Source organism: Mesorhizobium sp. M7A.F.Ca.AU.001.01.1.1 (assembly GCF_004022735.1).
Lineage (GTDB): Bacteria > Pseudomonadota > Alphaproteobacteria > Rhizobiales > Rhizobiaceae > Mesorhizobium > Mesorhizobium ciceri.
In genome coordinates this window covers 1-5,405 of record NZ_RZPF01000460.1, presented here as the reverse complement: position 1 = coordinate 5,405, position 5,405 = coordinate 1, and the positions used below count along the sequence as shown (strand labels likewise).

5 protein-coding genes are annotated in these 5,405 nt (G+C 60.3%); all 5 read right to left on the bottom strand.

Annotated elements, in window-relative coordinates:
• Positions 1–284: hypothetical protein (locus tag EN884_RS24235; RefSeq protein ID WP_164895129.1), on the bottom strand; the 284-nt coding region annotated here is incomplete at its 3' end.
• A 436-nt stretch (positions 285–720) separates the two neighbouring features.
• Complete coding sequence (locus EN884_RS24230; RefSeq protein WP_127224613.1) at positions 721–1,473, bottom strand: AAA family ATPase; 753 nt, start codon at positions 1,471–1,473, stop codon at positions 721–723.
• A complete protein-coding gene (locus EN884_RS24225; RefSeq protein WP_063170575.1) occupies positions 1,470–2,819 on the bottom strand; it encodes a hypothetical protein in 1,350 nt (449 codons plus the stop codon). The genes EN884_RS24230 and EN884_RS24225 overlap by 4 nt, the downstream gene beginning before the upstream one ends.
• Positions 2,777–4,228: an SIR2 family protein gene (locus EN884_RS24220; RefSeq protein ID WP_063170576.1), complete on the bottom strand. Its 1,452-nt coding sequence runs from the start codon at positions 4,226–4,228 to the stop codon at positions 2,777–2,779. The genes EN884_RS24225 and EN884_RS24220 overlap by 43 nt, the downstream gene beginning before the upstream one ends.
• Before the next feature lie 105 nt (positions 4,229–4,333).
• Positions 4,334–5,398, bottom strand: a complete 1,065-nt coding sequence (locus EN884_RS24215; protein WP_063170577.1) for a nucleotidyl transferase AbiEii/AbiGii toxin family protein — start codon at positions 5,396–5,398, stop codon at positions 4,334–4,336.
• Positions 5,399–5,405 lie beyond the last annotated feature (7 nt).

Here is a 5,405-nt window from a genome sequence, read left to right as displayed (position 1 = left end):
CTCGAGGCATAGGCGATGAGCGCGAAGCTGGCGGCATGGCTCTCGGGGAAACCATAGCTGCCAAAGCCCTCGGGCTGCTTGAAGGTGGTGGCGGCAAGTTCGGGCGTATAGCCATTCCCGCCGCGCCGACCATTGACCTTCCGCACTTCGAGCGAATTTTTTCGCCAGCGACGCCGACGAAGAGCGCGGTGAGCGACTTGCCGCCCAATGCCGACCAGCGCAGAAAACTCAACTGTGGTCAGCCACTCACTCATAGCTAGCAACCTGGCGTCGACGCGGGGCAATTCCTGAGAATCTTGTGGGCAAATGCTACATCGCGAACGTGTAGGCTATTTGACGATCGTCCCAGACCACCTCGCGGAGACAATATCAATGTCACCCCCGGCGAGTGCGGGCGCCACTCGCTCAATGAGGGTTACCAAACCTGTCGCTGGAGGTTACCAATGCGCGTGTTGGTTGGCCTTAGGTTCCCAATCGTGGCTGCAATAGCTCAATCAAAACATCCGCTTAAGGTCAGTCGGGAATTGATGTCGTTGGGGCACATTGGTAACCTGTTGTCCAAAGGGCATTAGTAACCTCTTTGGGCGAAAGCGGCGGGATATCATCCACTTAGAAGTCCGGCCGACGACAGATAATTCTGGACTCTTGCCCCTCACGACGACAAATAATTCCGGACATCACACCGGTGTGCAGTCCGGAATTATCTGTCGCTGTCCGGAATTAAGCCGATCTTCGGAGGTCGTCGCCGCGCTCGTGCAAAAGCTTGAGCGCATGGCTGCCGCACGACACGACACGAAGCGTGGTCTCGATCCGAGAAAGACGAATGCTGCCAACGCCATTGGTAACGGCAGCGCAGTTCTGAAGGAGGTGGCAAAGCGCGCGAAGCGAGGTGTTCTCACCGTAGATAACAATCGCTTCGTAGGCGTCGGCTCCCTCAACGTTGTTTTCGGCGCCGATCCTTATGCAGTCCTCCCGCGTCGGCTGCCCGATCTCGAAACGCATGCCGATGCGGCTTTCGATCTGATCCATAGCGTGGATATCACGCCTCGTGCCCGCCAACCGATGGGTGTTGCCGGCGAGCAGTAAAGCGAAGCCGCAGCGCTCCTGAAGATGCAGCAGCTCCCGCAAAACAGGGGGCGTGAAGTTCTGATATTCGTCCACGAGCAACGGACGCGTCGGGCCGCATCGGGCGCCCAAAAAGTTCATGCAATCCTTGGCAAGATCATATGTGTGCTTGCTGTCCCTTTGGACGCCGTACGCGTCATGCAGCATCAGGAACATCGGCCTAATAGCCTTGGTATGCTGCGCAACCTCACAATAGGCAGCTCCGCTTTGGGCGGCTATCCAGTTGAGCGCTACGGTCTTTCCGAGTCCGGCTTTGCCGACCGCAAGCACCGGATATCGCATCTTGACCGCCGTATCGAAGGCAGCCCGCACGGTGAGCGCAGCCCGGGTTTCAACGAATATCGTCATCCGACGATCCTCTTCACCAAGTCCATCTGAGCGGCCATGCGCTCGTCCTGTTCGCGTCGGCGCTCTTCAGGGATCAACGGCTTCTTCGGCATCAGAATCCGCGCCGGCCGCTGAGACGGGTCGAATGATACTTTGCCCGCCGGCTCGTTGGGGATGACTTCAGATTGATCCTGACCAAGCGCCATCAGCCGAGCTGCAACGTCGATTTTCGGGACCGAGCGGCCCATCTGCACAATCGCATCGCGGTGCGCCTTTGCTCGTGCTGCCGTGCTTTGGGCGCCACGATGATCAAGTGGATGAAGTGGGACATCGGGGGTTGCGATCCCGAGCCTTTTACCCTTCATGTCCAGCACAAGCAGCTCTGCCGGCGCATGATAGACCGGGTCGCAGACCAGCACCTTGTCGTGCGTGTACTGCCACAACTCTTCGCAGGACAACCGACGCCCACGGAGTTGGATCGCGCCTTGAATGATGGTGCGCTCGACCCGGCGCGCGACTGCAGCGCGGACCTCGTCCTGGCTCATGCTGATTGCTGACCAGCCCGCAACCACGTGCTGTTGAAAAGTGGTGTTGGGCGAATGCCCCTTGAGGCCGCTCTGCTTTCCCGTAGGCATGCTGTGATAGGCCTTCAGGAGACCGAAGAACGCCGGAACGAAATCTTCGAAGGTGCCATAGGGCGCAACCGTCCGGCCGATCGCCTCCTGGCGCTTGTTCATACGGTTGCCGGAAATCCAGCCCGGTAGCGTGCTCAGATAGCGTGGCTCGAAGTCGCCGAACCAGCGTTCAATGGGCTTTGCCGAGTCGTTGTAGGGCAAGGCATTGACAACTCGCATCGAGCGACCCGGCCCATGGAACCCGGGCACCATCAGTGTCATGGCGTCGTCGAGGTACGTCGCGAACCCGTATTCATTGCCGTTGTCGATATAGAGAGCTTCAGGCAGGCCGAAGGCTGGATGATCCACCATGGCCGCAAATACTTCGATCACATCACGGTTGTTGACGCCGCCGCGCGTGTCGAATGCGATCAAATCACACCAAACGCGGCCAGTCGCCCAGTCGAGGAACCCGATCAGGCCGACGATATTTTGGTCGAGATCGGCGGATCTGCTGACGATCGAGTCTAGCGACTCCGCCGTGTCGCTGGTCGGTTCGGGCAGCTTGAGCGGCAGCAGGACAGCCAGCCAGTTCTCCAGCAGAGCAGTTGTCGCTCCCTGTTCGGTCACACCGACGGGAAGCACACGGCAAACCTTGGTCATCGCATCAAGCGTGGCGGCGGAGGGTTTGGGCCCGACAAGGATCGTGGTCAGGGGACGTTTGGAGCGGGTGACGTCGAGCGCGCGCGCCACCCCTTCCACCTTGCGGAGGATCTTCTGTTCGGTGTCGAACGCCGTGTCAGCGACAAGGATGAGATCGGGCGACGGGCTTTCGCCGACGAGGGCGGCTGGAAGGTCGAACGAAAGGCCGGCGATCGACAGCGGGACTGACAGAGGGCGGTAACCCCTGCGGCCCCGTCCCGGAACATCGTCATCGTGCGCGAGGCGTGGTCGACGAATTTGCGGACGAACTGCAGCCGATCGCCATTGTCGAGGGTCGCCAGATGGTCCCGCAGTGCCACCACTCCCTGTTGCAGAGCCGCGCGCGCGGCGGGGTCGAGGTTACCCTGGACCGTGTCGACCATGACCTGCATCTTGTCGGCGATGACCGAGAGGACGAGCGCGAGCAAAAGCGGGTTGGCGTATGCTCTGACGAGCGACTGCTCGTTGATCTGGTCGCGGGTCGCCGCCGTATAGGTCTCCGGATAGACGTTCTTGAGTAGCCCCTCCTGGTCGGCGCCGACCTGTTCTCCCGAGAAGACGAAGCTGGGCTTGTTTCCGGGCCAGGGCCAGCGCATCACCGATTCCGCCTTGGCGAAGAAGGCCTGGATATTGGAGTCCTGGGCCGACAGGCCCATCATGATGGTCGGCTTCGAAACGGCAATATCGAGCAGACGGTTGATCACGGCTTGATTTTCGGGTGCGGCGGCCCAACGGTTGATTTGCGAGTAGCGACCGACAAGAAACGGCCTGTAGGTTTCCTCGTCGGCGACGGCCAACACCGCGCAGCCATGAAATTTGATGATTTGACCGGTAAGCTCCGGCTGACGAAGATCCTCGGCGCGAACGCAGACCACGAGCTTGGGAACGCCTCCCGTCAGTTCGGCAACAGCCTTCTCGACCAGTCCGTCCCAGTTCGCCGTGGCGATGCTGGACGCACTGCCCTCGAGAACTAGAATGCCCATACATAGATGCTCGACATCGGGTTCGATGGCGGGGTTCGCGAAGGTGGCGGGGACGCCCACGCCGTCCCACAGCAAATAGTCATCGGCCTTGCCGGCAACGGTGACGTCGAGCAGCCGAGCATAATTGTTGGTCAGCCGCGCGACAATGGCGGCCTGGTCCGGCCAAGCGGCGAAGCCAAGGGTGAAATCGACCCTTGCCCATTCGTCGGCCGACAGCGGGGCGAGGCCGAGGGCACGCTTGAGGGCTATGTTATAGGGGCAGTTGGGGTTGGCCGGATCGCTCTGCTGGCGCAGAAACTCCATCACACGCACGATGATGTGCTTCAGGCCATCTACCCGTCCGAATGAGATGCCCGAACCAAGCCAAAAGGCATACTGGTCCTCGGCGATGCCCGTCGCGACGCTGCGAAAGGGACCATCGAGGATGTCGAGGGTTTGACGAACGGAAATCGTTGAAGCGCTTGGCGCAGCTGACATACTTTGGCTTTCGACGCGCGGATAGATAGTGACCGTAGAAGAGCATGGCGCGCGCGGCTAGATAGCGACACCGCCAAGTGGAACGCCATGCTCCGACAGCAGGCGCTATTTCGGCGTGTCAGCGGCCGGCACATCTGTGTTGAGCGTCGCTTGCAGCGTTTCGATGCGCGCGAGGATCTCGTCGAACGAATAAGATGTCTCGTCGAACATCATCGCCTGCATGGCCGAGTAGTCGGCGCGCAAATCTTTCAGGCGGTGCTGGGCGGGCATGAGGCGCAACGTGCCGGGGTGGGCGGTATCGTAGCTCGCCCAGCTCGATCGAAAGTACACGGCCTTGTGCCTGGCGACCTGCGCCAGCATGTCGAAGTCAACCGCCGCCTCCTGCCCCTCGGCCGTGTCGAGAAGCATCGCCACATCATAGTAACGGCGTGAAAAATACTGAGTGGTCGGAGAGTCGTCGGGACGGTGCGCTTCGGAGTGAAGCGCAGTGACCTTCTCCCAGAACGTTCTGCGCGCCGCCAGCACTGTGACGGTGCAATCCGGATTCTCGAAGAACGCGGGGAAATCGTCAGCTGAATAGGGCCGGATGGTCTTCTGCTCGGTCGGCCAAGGATCGCCGCGCGCACCGAACTCTAGTTTGACGCGCGGGGTGATGTAGGTGACGCCTTGATAGTCCTGACCGGTCAGGGCGGCCGGATAGTGAAAGTTCAGGGTCTGGGGATCGTTGGCGTCGATCTCGAGCGACCAGTTGCCCTTGACCGGCTCGACAAGTTGGACGGCGATCGACTCTCGAAGGGCAGGAAGCATCTTGTTGGCGATGTGCTTTTCGACATCGGCCATGAGCGCGTCGATGAGCTTGGCGGACTGCTTCTTGCTGATCCCTTCCCGCTCTGGATTACGATCGCCATCATAGCCCAGATCGGCGCGGTCGAAGGAGAGGTCAATGTCTTCCGAAAAGCGTCGAATTGCACCATAGGCCTTGGAGAGAGAGGTGCCGCCTTTGAATACCAGAGTGGGCGCATCGCCCTTCTGAAGTTCAAAGAGTCGCTTTAAGGTCCAGCAAACCCAGAAGTCCTTCTCAATGATGATGCTGGCGACGCCACGCAAGGCGCCGGACTCGCCGAAGACAGCCGCCCTTTCGGACGCGTTCTGGCGAGCGAAGCTATCCATTGACCGC